The organism is Rhizobium sp. P40RR-XXII, assembly GCF_012641405.1.
Taxonomy (GTDB): domain Bacteria; phylum Pseudomonadota; class Alphaproteobacteria; order Rhizobiales; family Rhizobiaceae; genus Rhizobium.
Genome location: NZ_JABAII010000018.1, coordinates 14,008 through 31,995, shown reverse-complemented (window position 1 = coordinate 31,995; position 17,988 = coordinate 14,008). Strand labels below are relative to the sequence as shown.

The window sequence follows — 17,988 nt, the reverse complement described above, 5'->3', positions numbered from 1 at the left end:
ATCTCCGCTCATTGGGCGCTGATGACGATTGCGCTGACGTTTTCGCGGCAGTTGGCGATGAGCGCCTCCTGGATCAGCGCCTCGGCTGCCTGTTCCAGAGGTGTCTCGATCAGGATCTCGGCAATGATGCGATCCGTAAGCGCGCGGGAGAGCGGGCCACTCACAAGCAGCAGGCGATCGCCGCGGCTAAGTTGATCGCTAACGGTTTCCGCGACGAACTGATCCTTCAGCCCCAGGCCGCGGCCAAGCGTGCGCCGAAGCCCAATGTCGATATGATCATGCGTCAAAAGCCGCATCAATCCATCGCGCAGCAGATAGCAGCGCGCGTCTCCTGCCCATATGGCCGCGAATTCGTCATCAAGCACGATTGCAACCACGAAACTGGCAACGGCGGCTTCTTTTTCGGAATTTGCGCCCTTGGCGCGAAGGATTGCATGTGCGTGGCTGAGTTTGCCTTTGACGTCCTGCACCAATGCTTGCGCGCTCTCGCGTTCGGGAATGCCGGCGAGGATCCCGGTCGTGATCCTTGCCGCCTCAATGGCACTGAGGCCATCGCCGACGCCATCGGCAATCGCGAAGATGCGAGGTGCGCTGACGAGAAGGGCATCGGCATTCAGCGAAAAACGTGTTCCCGGATGACTGGCGCGACTGTAATCTATCGTCCAATCCACCCGGGTTGCCGGTGCGACCTGCACCTCTTTGTCCGGTGTGTCTGGAACGGATGCCGCAGCGCGCACCAACGGCTCCGTGGCGATGGGCGCCCGGATGGCTTCGGCTGTCACGAGCTTGACGAAATCCTGCGCCGTGGGTGCTGCCATGGTGCGAAATCCCTTGCCATGGCGCGTGCCGGGATTGATGCGCCACCAGAGCGAGGCGGGCGGGCCGGCCTCGCCCGCGGCAGCCGATTGCGCCGTCGCCGATCGCTTGTCGGCAAAGGGCGAGCGAAGCCGCTTGGTGCCCTCGATGAAGCGCTGCATGTCGAAGTCGGCGTTGTCGGAGGTTTCTGCGAGCGCTTCTGCCGCTGTAAACCAGCTGTCATCCTCGCAAAGATCGCGCAGCTGACCGGAAAAGCGCTGCAGCTGTGCGACGATGATCAGAGGGAAGCTCCGTCCGACACGATCGCGGCTCGGCAGGAGCACGCCCGCAACGGCGGTCGGCCCCCAGATGCCGCTGCCGACCACGAAGCGCCAGGCCGTCGTCGCATGAAAAAGCCGGCGCCATTCCTCGCCCAACGTCGCTTCAAGGGCGATGAGGCCGCCGTGAATCCATCGGTCAAGCTCGCTTTGCAGGCGCAATCCGAGGGCGGAGGAAACGAAATCGCCATGTGTCGGCAATTTGCCGAAGAAGCCGATCGCATCGGCCTGCATCGGCGATTGAGCGCGGGGAAGGGCATCGTTCATCGGCAGACCATCAGAATTGTGCCGGGCAGCTGAAGTCGGAGAATGCCTGCAGCCGGAAAGGATTGAGCACCGAGCCGAATTGCACGTCGAATTCCGCTTCTTGGCCTTTGTCTTCGAATCTGGCACGGAAGAGATCGGGGGCCTGAACCGTCACCTTGGCGGCATCGAACAGGCGGAAGGGCGACCAGTCGCCGGTCTGTGTCATGGCCTCCTGCCAGCCTCCCGGCAAGAATGCGATCTGAGATTGGTTCTGTGCGCCGGCCGCCGGCCAGGCAATGGATTTCGGGACTATGCGTCCGTGGTTATAGACGACGCGTTCGCCAACGATATCCATGATTACAGCATTGGCCGAGTCCGACAGCGAGACGGGCTTGATATTGATCGATATGGCGGGTTTCTCGCTGCCAGCCGGGAAGAAGGCGTTCTCAATCTTGCTGGCATTCTCGAACTGCGCGATCGCTTGGCTCGGAATGCTGTCACCACCGAAGGTGCCGCGCCAGCCCCATGGCTGGGCACTGGTATCGACAAAAGCCTCAAGCCGGTTCTTGAAGAAGTTCTGGAATATGCCCTGCGGTCCAAAGAGCCGAACGAAATCGGCCATGGCGATATCCTGGCTGGATGTCCGGTCGAAAGGATAGCGACCGGTGACGATCCGAGCGCAAAGATCGGCGCCTTCGGCCGCCCAAAGATCATTGATGCGGGCGCGGGCCGTCTTGACCGCCAGCGAGCCGATATCGGCTGCAACCGCCACCATCCATGCATCCGCCGGTGCGGGCAAGCCGCGCGCCTGCTGCAACAGATCCTGGTTGGCATTGGCGAGCTGGCCGCCGGCGTCGAAGACGCGGGCAACCTCCGCCGTCGAATTGGCCGCACGCGACAACTGACTGTAGATATTCTGCAGGATTGGCTGGAGGCTCTGGATATGGGAGCGCGGCTTGTCGCTGCTAGCGTCCTTTCCGTCCTGCGACGGTTGCGCATTGGCGGAATTTACTTCAAGTGCGGCACGCAGTGGACCGTAAGGATCAGGTGCATTGACAGCACTTGCTGTGGCGGCCGTAAGTGCCGCATCCGGAGCATCGTCTAGCGAGGCGACTTCGGCGCCGGCAGCCGGACGCAGATCCGTGGCTGCGGCGATTGATTTCAGCACCATCTCCACGGGGCTTGGATTGGCCGCCAGAATGCGCGCCGTCTCGGTCGCGTCGGCAAGGTTGCTCGACGGGCGCACTTGCATATCGGCGAGGAGCGAAGACCAGCGCTGCTGGAAAGCATCAAAATAGAGTTGTAGCGCCGCCTGCGAAATCGCGTCCGTAGTCATCCCATAGGACGCCGCTCCACCGTCACCGCGAACCCATTTCTCCCTGAGTGCCTCGGCTGCTGCCGCTGCGATCGACGGCAGCACCACGTCACGATAGCCCTTGCCGGTGAAAATGCCGGGAATGCCATCGCTGAGCGTCGCCTTGGATTTCCGCTGGAAGATCTGAGCGCCCAGCGGCCCCAAAGCATCGACCGGAAGCCAGGCGTCAAGCCGGCGCGCCTGTCGCGAATGGATCACGATGTCATAGGCGCGAGCCGCAAGACTTTGCGTATGGATGGTCTCCCGCGCCTTGGCAATCAAGGTGTTATCCAGCTCGATCGCGGGCAGGCTGCCTGCAGCCATTGCCTCGACATGTTCAACGAGTGTCTTGCGCGCGGCAGATCGTCCTTCCCCGCGATAAAGTGCCGCAAACATGTCTTCCGATTGCTGCGAAACGAAATCCTTGTCGATCGGCCCCATGCCGCCGAGCATGCCGTATAGCTTCAAGGCATCGAAGGTCTTCTGGACGTCCGATGTTTGTTTGAGCTCATTTTGAATCTCCACCAGCATGGGCGGCAAAAGGAGCGAATTGAGCGCCCGCTGATAGGCGCCGCGCTGGCGGCTGACAATCTTGTCTTCCTGGTCTAGGCCGAAACTCGTCGGCCAGACACGCGCCTCATCGAAGCCGCTGGTAACAGCGCGCAGATTGTCGAGCGCCGGCAAGATCCGCAGGAAATCCGCGTCGGTGACATCGCGCACCGGGATGCCGGTCGCAAGCTTCTCGTAGTTGTCGATGCGCCGTTCGGCCGCAGCGATCGCGCGGGAATTCTGAAAATAGGTTGCCGTCCAGCCGGTGAAGACGATCGCAAGCGCGATTGCGGCTGCGCTATAGGCGATGCGCCTGATCATGGCCTGGCGGCCGGACAGGCGCCTGTCGCGCGCGACCAGCGACGCCTCGCCGAAGATGACGTCCTTGAACAGACGCGATAGGAAATAGCTGCGGCGCGTTCGCGGTGTTTCCGTTTCCCGGCTCTGTGTGCCCGAGGCGAAGTAGACCCCGCGCATCAGCGGCGCTTCGACAAGATTGGATGACGAGCAAAGTTCGCTCAGTACTTCCTGCAGGCGTTCGCCGAGCGAAGCTAGCTCCGCGGGGAAGCGGAATATGCGGCCGCGCACCTCGACATTCGGCTCCTGCTGCAGCCGCTCGATCAGCATGGCATCGACCCGCTGCTGCAAAAGCGCGAACTCTTCCATGAAGCGCTCGGGCAGGTTTTCGCCCTTGTAGCTTTCGTCGAGATTGAAAGTCGTCCCCCAGACCTGCTCGCGGTCTGTCTTGGCAAGGCCGTCGAAAAATTCGACGAAGCCGGTCAATAGATCGGCCTTGGTCAGGATGACGTAAACAGGTACGCGCGCGTGGAGGAATTCATCGAGCTCCGATAGCCGCTTGCGGATGGAGCGCACTTCGTCGAGCTGGGCTTCATGATCGCGGCCGAGCAGGTCGCCGATCGAGAGCGTAATGAGGGCACCGTTGATCGGCTGGGAACGGCGATATTTGCGAAGGAGGCCGAGAAAACCTTCCCATCCGGCCTTCGATGCGCCGTTCAGATCGTCCTGCGTCGTGTAACGACCGGCAGTATCGATCATGATCGCCTCGTCGGCGAACCACCAATTGCAGTTGCGTGTGCCGCCGGCGCCCTGCACGGAACTGCTTCCCATCGCATCGCCGAGCGGGAACTTCAGTCCCGAATTGGTCAGTGCCGTCGTCTTTCCCGATCCGGGTGCGCCGAAGATGACGTACCAGGGCAGTTCGTAGATATAGCCGAAGCGCTTCTTGCTGATGCGGCGCAGCAGCAGCAGCGCCTCCTTCAGGCGGCCATGGATTTCGCCGACTTCGGCCTGCTGGCTGGCTGCATCGTCGGCGATGCCGTCCACGAACGCCTTGTCGCGCTTGCGCGCGCGTAGCCTCGCGATCAGCATGTAGAGAAGCCAGGCGGCAATGATCACGCCGATCGCGATCATCCGCGCGCCTGTACCCGCCAGTGGCTTGAAGTTGCCATAACCGGCCATATAGCCGTAGAACCAGATGACAATGCAGATCGCCGCGACCCAGATGAGCGATATGAAACGCTGACCGAGAAGGCCAGCATAGGCCGAGACGTAGGAGCGAAGCGTGTAGAACGCGCCAAGCGGATTCATCGGCCACCCCCCGTCGTTGTCGCGGGCGCCGGCGCTTTGCCGGTCTGCGTTTGTGGCGTCGCTTGCGGGTTGAGGGCAGCATCGCCGAGGCGCTGCGCCGGATCGGTCAGCACCAGAATTTCCGTTCGGCGATTTGCCTCGCGGCCCTCGGGCGTATCGTTGCTTGCCAGAGCATCGCTGTCGGCGCGGCCCTCGGTCAGGATAGCCTCCTTGCCGGTGTAAGCTGCCAGGATGTTGCCAACGGCGCGCGCGCGCGCTTCGGAAAGATGCCAGTTCGATGGGAACTGCGCGGTGCGGATCGGCACGTTATCGGTATAGCCGACCACGACGGCGCGGAATTTTTCCGAGGCCAGCGCGCCGCCGATGCGCTGAAGAAGATCGCGGAATTTGTCGCTGACTTCGGCACTGCCGGTGTCGAACAGGCCGGAATTGTTGATGCGCACAAGCAGCCGTCCGTTGGAATTCGACAGCGTGACGAGCTTGCGATCGACTTCCGGCTGCAGGAAGGCCAGAAGATTGTCGAGCGGGCTCGGCTGCGCCTTGACCACGGGCGGCGGCATGTCGGGCTGCTTGGTTGCCGGAGGTGGAACTTGTACGGTAACCTCTTTCGGCTTCTCGATCAGAACGCTTGGCGTATCGCGCGGCGGCAGATTGGCGAGACGCTCGAAAGTGGCATCAGAGGCCCTGTTGAGGGAAAGCGTGAAGAACATATAGCCAAGCGCAAAAAGTAGCGCGAGCACGGAAAGGATCGTCCAGAGGGCGACTGCCGTCCGCAGTGGCTTGTGGCGCGCGGAAACACCGCGCCAATGCGGCGATAGCTCGCGCTCGAAGACGCCATATTGGCCAAGCAGTGTCTTATAAAGGCTGTCGCGAATGCGACCAAGCTCCAGCGAGCCACGCGGGGAAACGCGCGTCCGGCCCTCGAAGGCGAGCGACAGGCAGAGATAGATGAGGAGCAGCAGATCCTTGTTGGTGCCGGGGCTCTGCTGAAAATGATCGAGAAGATCGAAGACGCGATCGCCGCCGGTGACATCCATGTGGAAGGTCGAGACCAGACCGGACCGCGCCCAGCCGGCGCGAACGCCCCAGCGCTTGCTTAAGACCACGTCGTCGATGGTCGCGCAGACGACATAGTGCGCCGCCCGTGCCCGCTCCGGGCTGATGCGGGCGCTGGCAAGATCGCGCTCATAACGGCCGACCGCATCGATCGTCACCCGCCGCAGTTCGGCAATGTCGGGCTGCTCTTCGGTGTTGCGCAGGCTATGGGCGAGATTGAGCAATGGCGCCGCCGAACGTACGATGGTGGGAACGTCCTCACCACCGAAGCGAAAGCCGCGGATCAGGGCATCGACCGACCAGCCGCCGCTCGCATCGCCAGCCTTGCCTCCTGCTTTCTGGTCCAGTTCTTCGTCCAGAAAATCGGCCATCTTGCGGGCCGTCTCGTTCTTGCGGGCACCGTCCTCGGTCAGCTCGATGATCGTCGGCAGCTCGTGCCAGGGTGTTGAGCGTGGTGTGTTCATTCTCTCAGAGCCCACAGTTCCATCTCCAGGCCAGGAAAGTCGCCCGCAAGATGCAGGGCGATTGCGCCGGAGGTATCAAGCTGTTTCCAAAGCGGATTCTTCGTATCGAGTTCGAAGTAGATCGTGCCTGAGCGGTAGGGCAGCTGCCGCGGCAGCACGGGGAGCGGCCGGACGGGGATGCCCGGCAGCGCGACATTGACAAGCTCGGCGATCCGCTCAACGGGACCAACCTTGATCTGCGCCGGCAGCTTGCGGCGCACATCTTCGGCCGACATCTCGGCGCGCACGGCAAGCACGAAGCCGGCATCCTTAAGCAACGAGCGATCGTTGATGGTGCCGACGCGCACGTCGTGACGCCGTTCGATGAGCTCGATCGCGACCGCCGCTTGTTCCAGCACTGCTGAAAGAGAAGAGCGTAGATCATTGAAAACAGCCGAAAATGTTGCCTTCAGATCGTCGTGCCGATAGGGCGGAAAATCGCTGGCGCGCTTGCGGTCGGTGGTAAAGGTGGCCAGCTCGCCCGCGAGCTGGATGCATTCCTCATAAAAGGTCATCGGATGCATCCGCGACGCATTCGCCGCGATATGGCGCAGCATCGGATCGGCGCGATTGAGGATATGGAGCAGGAAATAGTCGCCCACCTCGGCGGTGCCACGAACCGTGGGATCGCCGATGCGTTCGGCAATCGCCTCGGCGCGATGGCGCACGATGCCGAGCAATTCGGTGATGAGCTCGTTCAGCCGCGCCTCGGCGGCACAATTCAAGGATGGCGCGATATAATCCGGATCGAGGATAACCGCCCTGTCGGAGCGGACTTCGATGATGCGGGCAAGCCCGATCAGGTCATAGCCGGCAAGTTCGTCGCCGGTCTTCAGATAGCGCAGGCTCAGGCGGCCGACATCGATCGGCGCCATGAAGTCGGTCTCCATATTCGCATCCGGCGCCTCATACTGCGAGGCGGTGATGCGCACGCTATTGCGCATGGCGCTGCCGTTCATGGCGACGTCGGCCTTGCCGGGCTGGCGCGCCGGCAGGGCCAGATAGACGATGGCATTCTTTGTCGAGTCGTCGAGATCAAGTGGAGGAGGCAGGTCCGCATCGATCGGCGCTTCAAAGGGCGTGCCGTCCGGCAGGATGCCGCGCAGGTTAGACAGCGCAAATTGGCCGATGGCAAGCGCGCTGCGATCAATGCCGATTTCCGCGATGCCCCAGGGATAGGGCGCAAGTCCCCGGGCAGTCGTGCGGACCAGCCGCTCCGTCCAGCGGTCGGCCTGCTGGAAATGCTGCACGCGAAGGAACATGCCTTCGTTCCAAACCACTCGGTTTTCGTTCTTCATCGGGTGTTGCCCGTCCTCTCTAAAAAACTGCTGTTATGCTGTTCGTCGCGGCCATCCGTAGCGGCCTGGAACGCCTCGGCCAGCAGGTCGCGGACCGAAATACTTTTGCCGTCCTTTTCGAAGCGGCTGCGATAGGACTTCCAATAGTCACGGCTGCCGCGCCAAAGAGCCTTGCGCGGGGAGGCATCGACCTGCGCTTCGATCATGCGCGGCTCGAAAATCCGGCTTGCTTCGCGCACGAGATTTTCAAGGCCGGCGTTGAGCGCGGATTGCCTTGAAATAAGCGATCGAAGGCGTTCAGCGAGCTGGTCGGTCCGTTCCCGGCTGAACAGCGAGGCCGATGAATGCGCGCTATCGTTCTCCACGCCGAAGATCGATGCCTCATCGTCGAGGGTCTGCTCCAATGTGTCGACAAGGGCTTCGAGCTGCCGAAGCGGATCGAATTGCAAAGTCAGGCTCGTATCGTCCGTCCCTTGATCCGCTTCATCCATGGTTCGGATATCGTTGGCCGGGACGATCGTTTTGGCAGTCTCGGTGGCATCCCGGCCGGTGCTGCGGGCAACGGCAACGGAGACATGTGTCGCCGGACCATGTTCCAGCTGGCTGCCAAGCTCGAACTCCGAATTCCAGTCGTCCGGAAGGGTTGGCTTGATGCCGGCGATATCAGGCGGACCGTTCCAGCCGATATCGACGTTCCTGCTGGATGATTTGCTTTTTTTGGAGGATTGCGGAACCGATGCGATCCAATCATCGCCGCCCCGCTGACCAAGTACGCCGGTGGCTGTGCTGCCGCCCGGCGCAATATCGGCAAGGATAGAAGAGATCGTCATGGTTTCATCACTGAGGCGCAAATCGGCGGCCGGATCGTCGATATCGCGATCCGCCTCCCCGGTGATGACGACGTTGAAGGTGACGTCGCCGAATGTGATCCTGGACTTGTCCGAAAGCCTTGCCGTCTCTCCTTCCAGGATCGCTGCGCCATCCACATGGGTTCCATTGGCGCTCTGGTCGCGCAGCAGAAAACCGACGCGGTCGCGCTCGATCACGCAATGAACTTTCGAGATCAGCCGATCCGGGTCGGAAACCTGCCAGTCGCAATCCGGCGACCGACCGAGCGTGCGCTTGCCGCGTTCGAAAAACCAGCCCTTGCTGGCGCCCTCTCCGGAGACTTGCCGCAGCTCAAGCCGCATGGGCGCCTCCTTGCTTCGAGGGACTACGGTTCACCCTGGGTTCGACGATAACGGCATCGCCGCTGTCGCGATCTGCCGCAGCGACGCGTGCCCAGCTGTTCCATCCGAGTCTCGGCGGGTCGCCCGACTGGCCAAGCTGGCAGAAGGGGATATGCTCTTTCTTCAAAACGATCTGGATGTCGAAATCGAGTGACGGACCGACATAAAGGCGCGTCAGCGCAAAGAGCGCATCGATGTTGCTGCTACCAGGCGAAAGCGAGCGGTAGTCCTCATAATCGACCGGCCCGATAACCACACGGAAACTGCCGCCGAAATCATGGATCGCGGCACCCGCTGTTGCATTGACGCCCAGCTGCACGCCCTGCGGCTGCCCCATTCGGCTGCGCTCCTCGACGGGAATGGAAAGCCAGCGGCCCTTGAACAATTCGATTTGAATCGGCAGCCCGCTGAATTCCCGTAGCATCGCTTGCAGGTTGACCGCATTGCGCGTCTGCGCTGCAAAGAAACCGGAAAACCTCAGGATCAGCTCGTCATCCGGCCGAACCCGCTCCTTCAGCCTCGCCGTGCCGAAGCCCGAAAGCGCAAACAGCGCCGTAATGAAGGAATTTCCGCTTCTGTCCGGGCTCCATCGCATGCGGCGGGCAAGCCGGTACTTCTCGCAGGCATCGACGAAAAGCTCCGCGAGACGGCTGGTGAAGAGATCGAAGAAGCTTGAAAACCCATGAGCGCGATTGCGCTCTTCGCGCATGACAAGCTCATTGTAGCTCGGCGGCATGGCGCCGAGAGGGCCAAGCAGGCCGGCCATGCTGGCCCGCACCGAACCCATCATACCCTTGCGCTTGAAGTCGCTAACCGCAAGGGGGGCCGGCGAAACGCCGACCGGCGAGGATACCGTAAGGTGATCGCCGGCCGCGTGCTGGGCGATGCGAAAGGCCGTCGTCGGCTCGAAGCGACCGGGGTCGCGTTCAAGCAGCGCGGCAAGCATTTCGCTATCACTTGGCCGAAACTGGTCCATCGCCTTCAAATCATCCTTTCGTCAAAGCAGCGGTCGTTCGGCGGCGCGAGCCGGCCAGACGGCAATCGGCTTCGATTGCCCCTTCATCGAGATGGAGAGGCGGGTGAAACTGTTGATCGAGGTGTAAAGCCCGAAAAACCGGTCGAGAACGCTGCCGAAGAGATAGGCCGAGGGCCTATCGATGGCAGCCGGATCGAACTCGAGGCGGATATCCGTGCCCGTCACCATCCCGCCGCTGCCAAGGCGTGTCATCGAACTCTTGGCGTCGACCCGCACCAAGGCATCGGCGAGCTGCCGCGTCTCGCGGCTGTCCCTGAATGCGTAGAGCGCCAGCATGTCCTTCAGTGCAGCGCCATCATTGTCGAAGATGGACAGATGGTTGAGCTGAAGATGCGACATGAGCCGCCAGTTGCGCCCCTGCTGCTCGTTCATTCGCACGGACGGCGTCGGCGCCATCAGGGCTTCGACGGCCTCCACCGCCTCGCTGCCGGAGGCGAGCTGCAGACGGGGATGGCCGCCGCCAAACGGCAATTGCTCGGGCAGTTCGCGATTGAGGCAAAGGGCGTCGATGCTGGCGATCCTATCGACGGGATCGCTTGCGCGGCGCGCCCGATCCACGAAGGTGATTTCCATGTCCGACGTGTGGTCGTCGGCATCGAAACGGCGCGCGCACTGCCAGAAAAGCGACGAGGCACCGCCTTTCAAGCTGCGGCCGAAGAACGGCTGGCACTGTTCCTCTTCGCCGGTCCGGGCCGATAGGAGCACCTTTTCGATCGCATAGATCTCGCGCGTCTTCTGTCGCCTGGCATCGGGCAGCACGCGATATTCCGTGCGCGTCCCGTCGAGCGCGATCGGCTCGCAGGTCTGACGGAACAGATTGACGATCGGGGTGGCATTCAGGACGAAATCGCGCGCCGAAATGGCTCGCTCCAATTTGGCGCTGGTTTCGTCGAGATAGATGAAGATTTCCAGCGTCTCGCCACGCCATGCCTTCAACCCGACGATATCGACGAAAAGGAATTTCTGCGGCAAGGCGAAGAATTCCGTCAGCAGCCGATAGCCGGTGAAGCTCGATGTGGGGTAGGGCAATATAGCTTCCTCCGGCTCGAAGCCGACGGGACGAAGAGCCTTGGCCGGTAGCATGACCGGAGCGCGGTCATCGGCATGCTGGGCCAGAGCGATGCCGAGCGTATGATTGACGAGAAGCTCGTGAATGGCGACCGCCTGCTGCCAGGAAGAGCCGATATGAAGCCGAAGCTGGTCGAGGCCGATCTCGCTGAACGGCTTATTGGTGTCGCGTGCCCGGATCGAAAGGCGCAAGCAGCCAGCAGCCCCCGCGTGAGGAGAGGGCGGCGCATTGATCGGATGGCCCGCCAGGGAGGCCGAAACGATCTCTATGGGAGCAACCTGGGTGTCCTGCGTGGTGCGGAAGCGGCAGCTCTCGCCGCCGATCGGCTCTGCGAAGATTTCCGTATGGCGCGGCACGGTCTGTACGGATGCCAACATGGCGCTGGGAGCAAAGCGCACGATGCTCATCGACGGTAGCGGTGCCAGATAGTGCGGATAAAGCGTTTCCAGCAGGCCATCCGTCAGTTCCGGAAACTCGTCGTCGAGCTTCTGGCGCACGCGGGCCGCCGAATAGGCGAAGCTCTGGATCAGCCGCTCGACATGGGGATCATCGGCGACTTCGCCTGTCACACGCAGGCGGCCGGCAATCTTCGGAAAAGCGTCGGCAAACCGGGCTGCCCGCTTGCGGATGGCAGCAAGCTCGTCGTTGTAGCGCTGCAGAAAACCGTCAGCCATTGTTGGCCTCCACCAGGAAGCGCTGGGTCGACGGGTCGATCGTCGATTCAAAGCTGATGGGCGGCATGCCCTCATGCACGCGGAAGGTTGCCTGAATGCGCATGCGCAGGGCGCGCTCACCATTGCCCCGGCTCTTCAGGATGTTCACCCGCACGTCGGAAAGCCGCGTTTCGAAAAGCGTGATCCGCCTCTCGATCAGCCGGGCGAGGCGGTTCTTGGCTTCGTCGGTCACAAGATTTGCCGACACCATGCCGTCGACGCCGAAAGACACCAGCGCATCGCCGAGTTCATCATGGATCGAGGGCGGTGCCGTCGGGCGGCGGCGGGTGTTGAGCAGGGCTTCGAGATCGCGGCGGATGCATTCGCGCAGTTCACGCAGCTGCTCGGCCGAGGTCTGCGGCGGATCCTGCAGGCGGTCGGGATTTTCGTCGATCAGCCGATCGATGATCGATCTGGCGACGACCCTTTCCCGAGGCCTGTAGCGTTCCAGCGGATCAACCATGGGCGGCGCGCCTCGTCCCGTCGGAGCCGGAGACCGTTTCAAGCGACGTCAGATCGTGGAAGGAAACAAGATCGTCGCCGGCCAGGAAGCATTTCTGGCCGCGGCCGGTGGTGATGCCCGTCGCCTCATCGACCCATTCGGTCTCACGGCCGAGCAGCAGCCTGGCACCCGTGGTGCCGTGGTAGATCGCAGGCAGGAGGACGGGCGCGCTTGCCCCGTCCCCGAGTTCCAGCTCGGCCCTGCGGAAGGCGAGATCGCGCGGGCGCGCGATCGGTTCGACGTGAAGGGAGGCAATCCTCGAAAAGTCGATCCAGAGATAGGCTCCGCCCGTCATGATGACTTCGAGAGCATGTGGAATGCGGTCGTCGAGATCACGAAAGTCCGAAACGAGCTGGCCGTTCCAGTTCATCGGTCGTTCGCCCCTGATCTCCTCCAGGGACCGCAGTGTGGTGGACGTATCTGCAGAACGGTCGAGATGCGCGATCGCAACCTTCATCGCCGCCTGGTCGAGAGCCGTCGGGCCGTTCGGGAAATCCGGTGCGGCCGCCTCTTCGAACCAGGCCGAACGCGCCGCCATTGCCCGCAGCTGATTGCGCAGCATGGCAAAGCCCATCATGTCTTCCGGCGCAAACGTCGTTGCAAGATTGCACTGCGCGTCGGCTCGTGCGTAATCGCCGGCAAGGATCAAAAGATCGATAAGGAGATGTCTTCCGTCCTTGTCCGTCGGTGCCGCCTTCACATGCGCTTTCGCCTGCTCGATCGCATCGTCGAGCGCGTTTTCGCTGAGGGCTTCGGCGATCTTGGCGGCGAGCGTCATGCGGATTTCCTTTGCGGCGTGTTTGCGGAACGGGAGAGCGCATGCGTCGCGTTTGCCGTCTCCGCGATGAGATGAAAACTGGTCGATACGTCATCGAGCTGAAAGTGCGGCTGCAGCCGCACGGTACAGGCGAACATGCCGGGCTTGCCCGGAACTTCGTCGACGCTGATGCCGGCCGAGCGCAGCGGGAAGCGCGTGCGCAGCGACAGGTCCGCATCGTCGTTGCCGAGCGTGTAGCGCGACAGCCAGTCGTTCAGCTTGCGTTCGATCGAGATTGTATCGGCAAGCCGGCCGATCTCGTCGCGCATGATGACCTTAAGGTAGTGCGAGAAGCGCGAGGCGCAGAGCACATATTGCAGCATTGCCGCAATGCGCGCGTTCTGCCGGGCGTGCTCGCTCGTATAATGCGGTGGTGCATGCAGCGACTGGTTGGAATTGAAGATCGCTGAGGCGGAAAGATAGGTGGTCGCGACGGGCACAATGCCGAGCTCGCACAATTGCTGCTCCTGCGCATTGGTCAGGCGGATTTCGACAGGAGCCTGCTGCGAAAGACCATTGCTTTCGATGCCGAGATCGTAGGGCGCCAGTTCCTCCTGGCTCAGCATGCCGCCGTCGATTGCATCCTGCGTCACGCCGCGAATGTCGGCAAACCAGCCGGATTCGACGAAATTGCGGATGACGATCATCGCGAAGGCGAAGGCGCCGTTGCCCCAAAGCAGGCTGCTGCCGTCGGCTGCGATGCTTTCGCGAAACGGGAATTGATCGTCGCGGTCGCGAGAATAGGCCTCGTAGGGAGCCCGCATCAGGATCCGTGGAGCGACGAGCCCTAGGAAGCGGGAATCCTCGCGCGCCCGAAGCCCGTTCCAGCGGATGCGGGCAGGATCATAGGACAGCCACGAAAAATCCTGCACGCGGTTGAGTTCGCTGAAATCCTGCAAGCCGATTGCCTGCGGCGCAGCTGCCGCCATGAAGGGGCAGAATGCCGCGGCCGCGGCCATGCCGATCTGGGTCAACGCCCCCACGGTATCGCCCCCGGCCGGATCCTGTGGCGAAAGCTCGTAATCGCCGATCAGCAGTCCGAACGGCTCGCCGCCGGGCATGCCGAATTCGCGGCTGTAAATCAGCTCGAAAAGATGGCTTTGGTCGAACTCCGTCGTCCGTTCGAGATGGCGCGTCAGTTGGGGCCAGCTGACGCTGAGGATCTTGACCTTCACCTCGTCCGACTGCCCTGTATAGCGCATGAGCATGGCAAGCCCGCGCCACCGCGCTTCCATCGCCTGGAATTCGGGGTGGTGCAAAATAGCATTGACCTGCCGGTTTAGCGCATCGTCGATCATGGCGATCACGCGATGCGCCTGACGGGGCCAGGGAGCTCTCGGTTCCATCGTCGTCGCGGTCATGGTGCTGGCTGAAGGTGCGCGGCGAGGCGATCGCCGCGCCACCTCTCCTAGTTCTTGCTCGGGATGCGGGCGACCATTCTAAGCGAGGTGGTCAGCTCTTCCATCTGAAGCCAGGGCCGCATCCAGGCGACGGCGTTATAGGAGCCGGGCTTGCCCGGAACCTCCTGAACCGTCACCTTCGCGTCGCGCAGAGGATATTTTGCGCGAGACTCTTCACCCGCATCGTCATTGGCGTTGACGTAATTGGCAATCCAGCGGTTCAGCCAGTTCTCGCAATCCTGCGCTTCCATGAAGGAGCCGATCTTGTCGCGGCCCATCACCTTCAGGTAATGCGCAAAGCGGGACGTCGCCATCATGTAGGGCAGGCGGGCGGAAACGGCCGCATTGGCGGTTGCCTCCGGCTTGTCGTAGAGCTTCGGCTTGTGCGTCGTCTGGGCACCGAAGAACACGGCATAATCGGTGTTTTTGTAGTGGCAGAGGGGTAGGAAGCCGAGCTTGCCGAGTTCGGCGTCGCGGCGGTCGGTGATGCCGACTTCGGTCGGGCATTTGAGGTCGAGATCGCCATCATCGCTCGAGAAGATGTGCATCGGCAGGTTTTCGACCTTGCCGCCGTTTTCCGCGCCGCGGATCGCCGTGCACCAGCCGCTTTGGGCAAAGGCGTCCGTCAGCCGCGTTCCCATCACATAGGATGCGTTCATCCAGCAATAGGAGTTGTGATCGAGCTCGCCGGTCTTCGAATGTTCGGTCTCGTCGAAGGCGAAATCGTCGATCGGGTTGGTTTTCGGCCCATAGGGCATGCGGGCAAGCACACGGGGAAGAGCGAGCGTGACGAAACGCGAATCCTCGCTGTCGCGCAGGCTGCGCCATTTCGCATATTCGACCGTTTCGAAAATCTTCTCCAGATCGCGCGGACGGGCAAGCTCACGATAATCGTCGAAGCCGAACATGCGCGGGCTGGCGGCCGAAATAAACGGCGCAAACGCGGCGGCGGCAATCGACGAAATCGCCTGCAGCGTCTGCACGTCGTCGAACGAATTGTCGAATTCGTAGTCGCCGATGATGGCGCCCATGGGTTCGCCGCCCGGTGTGCCGAATTCGTCTTCGTAGATGGACTTGAACAGCCGCGACTGGTCGAACTCCACCGCTTTCGCCAGATCCTTGGAGACGTCGCGCTTCGACGCGTTCAGGACGCGGATCTTCAGGTTGACGCTGGTCTCGCTATTCTTGACCAGATAGTGAAGGCCGCGCCAGCTGCCTTCCAGCTTGGCGAATTCCGGCGACTGCATGATCGCGGCGAGCTGCCGCGAAATCTTGCTGTCGAGTTCGGCGATCGCCTTGTTGAGGGTGATCGTTAGATTGCGATCATAGGTGACGGTCCCCTTGAGAGCCTGATCGGTCAGCGTTCTTAAGAGATCCTGGGCACGGTCGGGCTCGGTTTGCCGGGTTGCGGCTACGATCTGCGACAGCAGATTTTCATCGGGCGCAAACTCGGCCTCTTTGGTCTTCAGTTGGCTTTCAGCGCTCATTTTTTCGATCCTTGCGGAAAGTGCGGGCGATAGCGGTGGAGCTCGATGCCTGCCGTTATCGGCTGCTTGAAACAGGATTGGACGACCGGCGCCAGCCGGCAATCGACGACGATCAGCTTGCGGTCGGCTTGTCGGCCAGACCGAGTTCGGACATCAGCTTCGAGAGATCCGTCTTGTTCTGCAGGACATCCTCGAGCAGCCGCTCCAGCTCTTCGGATCGGTCGGCCTTGCTCATGAGGTCGCGAAGCTGGTTGCGGGCATCGAGGAGCGCCTTCAGCGCGGGCACCTGATTGACGACCGAGCCGGGCTCGAAATCCTGAATGCTTTCGAATTTCAGCGAAACGGGAAGCTGCGAACCGTCGCCCTCGAGCGTGTTTTCGACAGCGATGTTCAGGCCCGGCGTCATGCGGCGCATCACATCGTCGAAATTGTCGCGATCGATCTGCACGAACTTGCGTTCGCCGAACGGTTTCAGCGGTTGGGTCGGATTGCCCGAGAAATCGCCGAGCACGCCGACGACAAAGGGCAATTCCTTGACGACCATGGCGCCCTCGGTCTCCACCTCATACTTGATGTGGACCCTCGGCTTGCGCACTCGTTCCAGTTTTTCGTGAACACTCGCCATAAAGCTTCTCCTTCAAATCCCAGCGGCAATTTCGCTCTTCACATGTGGCACAACTCGCCTTTGGAAAGAGCGGGTTGCAAAAAGTTCAGGATACCAGTTCTATTTGTCATCCCGTCTTGTTCGACTTCGGCTGAATGCCCGCCGCCGTTAGAACGGCGTTGCGGACCTGCGCCTCCGGCAGCAGTTCGGCCAATAGTTCCGAAAAATCCATGCGTCCGCGCCGGACCATCGTCTCGATCGACATGGAGATCGGCGAATGCGGTTCCGTGCGGCGAAAATAACGCGCGACGGCCAGCAGCAGCTCGAAAGCCTCTTCGCGCGAGCCGATCTGCTCGGCGCCCAAGGGGCGCGGGCGACCTTGCGCCGGCTCGCCCGAACCTTCCTGCTGCTGCGGATCCACGTCGGCCTCGGCTGCCTGCGTTTCGATGCCGGCAAGGGTCCGAAGCGCTGCGGCAGCCTCGTGCAGGACATTGTGCGTATTCGAGCTGGGTGGCGCCATCTGTCCGCAGCGCTCGTTCAAAATGGACACCAGCCGATCGAAAGCTGCGATGCAGCCCTTCACCATTTCCAGATGCGAGCTCATCGCTGCCGTGCCGGCTTCAAGGACAGCCTGGTTCAGCTCATCGCGCCGTTTCACCTCGTTGGGCCGTTGCGACAACTGAAAATCCCAAAGGGAAAATTGACCGAATTTCATTCCGGGAACGAGCGGCGACAGCCTGATCGCCTGAATGATGGTCCCTTCGCCGCCGACACCATTAAGACCTGAAAGCGGGGCAAGCCGCTCTTCGATATCGTCTGCTCCGACGGAATGAAATTTCTCCCAATGCTTGTCCAATAGCGACGCAATCGCCTGGTAGACATCCCTTAAACCCTCGAATCCTCGCAGACGTAATTCCGCCTCGGCCAGCCATGCTAATACTTCGAGGTCCTTACTTTTAGAAGAAACAATCTGCAATCCAAGATTGCTAACATCTGTCCAAAGAGGTGAAAGACTAATATTTTCACCTGGTGATATACCTCGTTCCGTAGCGCGAGCCTGGTTTCTGGCGTCTTTTATTCTATAGTATATTTCGCGCATAGAAGTATTGTTGCGCACATTTTCTCCGCATGGCGCATTTTCTTCAAATGAATTCTCTATGTCGCGGACGTTCAGCAGGATATTAGCTCCATAGCTCGAACTACATCGTTTAAGGGCGTGATACTTATGTCGATATATTCCTTTGTCAACCATGTCTATTCTGCAACGAATTTGTGACAATTCCGATTTTTGACCACATGAAAAATTTTTTGTTGTCCGTCTGGACTCCGGAGAATAACCGCCCTAGTTGTTGCCGCGACATGAAGGTGTGGTTGAAATGAAACT

General features: G+C 61.2%; 13 protein-coding genes. All 13 read right to left on the bottom strand.

All coding sequences use genetic code 11. The annotated features are described in order from the left end of the window. Nucleotides 1–8: 8 nt before the first annotated feature. On the bottom strand, nucleotides 9–1,400 hold the full coding sequence (gene tagF, locus HGP16_RS26685; protein WP_168842988.1) for a type VI secretion system-associated protein TagF: 1,392 nt from the start codon (nucleotides 1,398–1,400) through the stop codon (nucleotides 9–11). Nucleotides 1,401–1,410: 10 nt separating this feature from the next. After that, nucleotides 1,411–4,890, bottom strand: a complete 3,480-nt coding sequence (gene tssM / locus HGP16_RS26680; RefSeq protein WP_168842987.1) for a type VI secretion system membrane subunit TssM — start codon at nucleotides 4,888–4,890, stop codon at nucleotides 1,411–1,413. Further along, entirely contained in the window at nucleotides 4,887–6,410 is a 1,524-nt protein-coding gene (tssL, locus tag HGP16_RS26675; protein WP_168842986.1) for a type VI secretion system protein TssL, long form, read from the bottom strand. Before tssL ends, tssM begins: the two co-directional genes overlap by 4 nt. Next, complete coding sequence (gene tssK / locus HGP16_RS26670; RefSeq protein ID WP_168842985.1) at nucleotides 6,407–7,747, bottom strand: type VI secretion system baseplate subunit TssK; 1,341 nt, start codon at nucleotides 7,745–7,747, stop codon at nucleotides 6,407–6,409. Before tssK ends, tssL begins: the two co-directional genes overlap by 4 nt. Beyond that, a complete protein-coding gene (locus HGP16_RS26665; protein ID WP_168842984.1) occupies nucleotides 7,744–8,937 on the bottom strand; it encodes a type VI secretion system-associated FHA domain protein in 1,194 nt (397 codons plus the stop codon). The genes tssK and HGP16_RS26665 overlap by 4 nt, the downstream gene beginning before the upstream one ends. Next, complete coding sequence (tssG, locus tag HGP16_RS26660; protein WP_168842983.1) at nucleotides 8,927–9,952, bottom strand: type VI secretion system baseplate subunit TssG; 1,026 nt, start codon at nucleotides 9,950–9,952, stop codon at nucleotides 8,927–8,929. The genes HGP16_RS26665 and tssG overlap by 11 nt, the downstream gene beginning before the upstream one ends. A 21-nt stretch (nucleotides 9,953–9,973) precedes the next feature. Then, a complete protein-coding gene (gene tssF, locus HGP16_RS26655; protein ID WP_168842982.1) occupies nucleotides 9,974–11,755 on the bottom strand; it encodes a type VI secretion system baseplate subunit TssF in 1,782 nt (593 codons plus the stop codon). After that, nucleotides 11,748–12,257, bottom strand: coding sequence for a type VI secretion system baseplate subunit TssE (gene tssE, locus HGP16_RS26650; protein ID WP_168842981.1), 510 nt, complete (start codon nucleotides 12,255–12,257; stop codon nucleotides 11,748–11,750). Before tssE ends, tssF begins: the two co-directional genes overlap by 8 nt. Continuing rightward, nucleotides 12,250–13,074 (bottom strand): type VI secretion system accessory protein TagJ, encoded by an 825-nt coding sequence (locus tag HGP16_RS26645; protein WP_168842980.1) that lies wholly within the window; start codon nucleotides 13,072–13,074, stop codon nucleotides 12,250–12,252. Before HGP16_RS26645 ends, tssE begins: the two co-directional genes overlap by 8 nt. Then, complete coding sequence (gene tssC / locus HGP16_RS26640; protein ID WP_246703633.1) at nucleotides 13,071–14,474, bottom strand: type VI secretion system contractile sheath large subunit; 1,404 nt, start codon at nucleotides 14,472–14,474, stop codon at nucleotides 13,071–13,073. Before tssC (HGP16_RS26640) ends, HGP16_RS26645 begins: the two co-directional genes overlap by 4 nt. Before the next feature lie 47 nt (nucleotides 14,475–14,521). Beyond that, nucleotides 14,522–16,000, bottom strand: a complete 1,479-nt coding sequence (gene tssC, locus HGP16_RS26635) for a type VI secretion system contractile sheath large subunit (protein WP_168842979.1) — start codon at nucleotides 15,998–16,000, stop codon at nucleotides 14,522–14,524. 112 nt (nucleotides 16,001–16,112) lie between these two features. After that, on the bottom strand, nucleotides 16,113–16,625 hold the full coding sequence (tssB, locus tag HGP16_RS26630) for a type VI secretion system contractile sheath small subunit (protein ID WP_168842978.1): 513 nt from the start codon (nucleotides 16,623–16,625) through the stop codon (nucleotides 16,113–16,115). Nucleotides 16,626–16,731: 106 nt separating this feature from the next. After that, a complete protein-coding gene (tssA, locus tag HGP16_RS26625) occupies nucleotides 16,732–17,703 on the bottom strand; it encodes a type VI secretion system protein TssA (protein WP_246703635.1) in 972 nt (323 codons plus the stop codon). Nucleotides 17,704–17,988 lie beyond the last annotated feature (285 nt).

Coding starts and splice junctions, on each gene's coding strand:
- tssL (WP_168842986.1), bottom strand. CDS start 6,410: ATGAACACACCACGCTCAACACCCTGGCACGAGCTGCCGACGATCATC.
- tssB (WP_168842978.1), bottom strand. CDS start 16,625: ATGGCGAGTGTTCACGAAAAACTGGAACGAGTGCGCAAGCCGAGGGTC.
- tagF (WP_168842988.1), bottom strand. CDS start 1,400: ATGAACGATGCCCTTCCCCGCGCTCAATCGCCGATGCAGGCCGATGCG.
- tssF (WP_168842982.1), bottom strand. CDS start 11,755: ATGGCTGACGGTTTTCTGCAGCGCTACAACGACGAGCTTGCTGCCATC.
- tssE (WP_168842981.1), bottom strand. CDS start 12,257: ATGGTTGATCCGCTGGAACGCTACAGGCCTCGGGAAAGGGTCGTCGCC.
- HGP16_RS26665 (WP_168842984.1), bottom strand. CDS start 8,937: ATGCGGCTTGAGCTGCGGCAAGTCTCCGGAGAGGGCGCCAGCAAGGGC.
- tssG (WP_168842983.1), bottom strand. CDS start 9,952: ATGGACCAGTTTCGGCCAAGTGATAGCGAAATGCTTGCCGCGCTGCTT.
- tssA (WP_246703635.1), bottom strand. CDS start 17,703: ATGCGCGAAATATACTATAGAATAAAAGACGCCAGAAACCAGGCTCGC.
- tssK (WP_168842985.1), bottom strand. CDS start 7,747: ATGAAGAACGAAAACCGAGTGGTTTGGAACGAAGGCATGTTCCTTCGC.
- tssM (WP_168842987.1), bottom strand. CDS start 4,890: ATGAATCCGCTTGGCGCGTTCTACACGCTTCGCTCCTACGTCTCGGCC.
- tssC (WP_168842979.1), bottom strand. CDS start 16,000: ATGAGCGCTGAAAGCCAACTGAAGACCAAAGAGGCCGAGTTTGCGCCC.
- HGP16_RS26645 (WP_168842980.1), bottom strand. CDS start 13,074: ATGACGCTCGCCGCCAAGATCGCCGAAGCCCTCAGCGAAAACGCGCTC.
- tssC (WP_246703633.1), bottom strand. CDS start 14,474: ATGACCGCGACGACGATGGAACCGAGAGCTCCCTGGCCCCGTCAGGCG.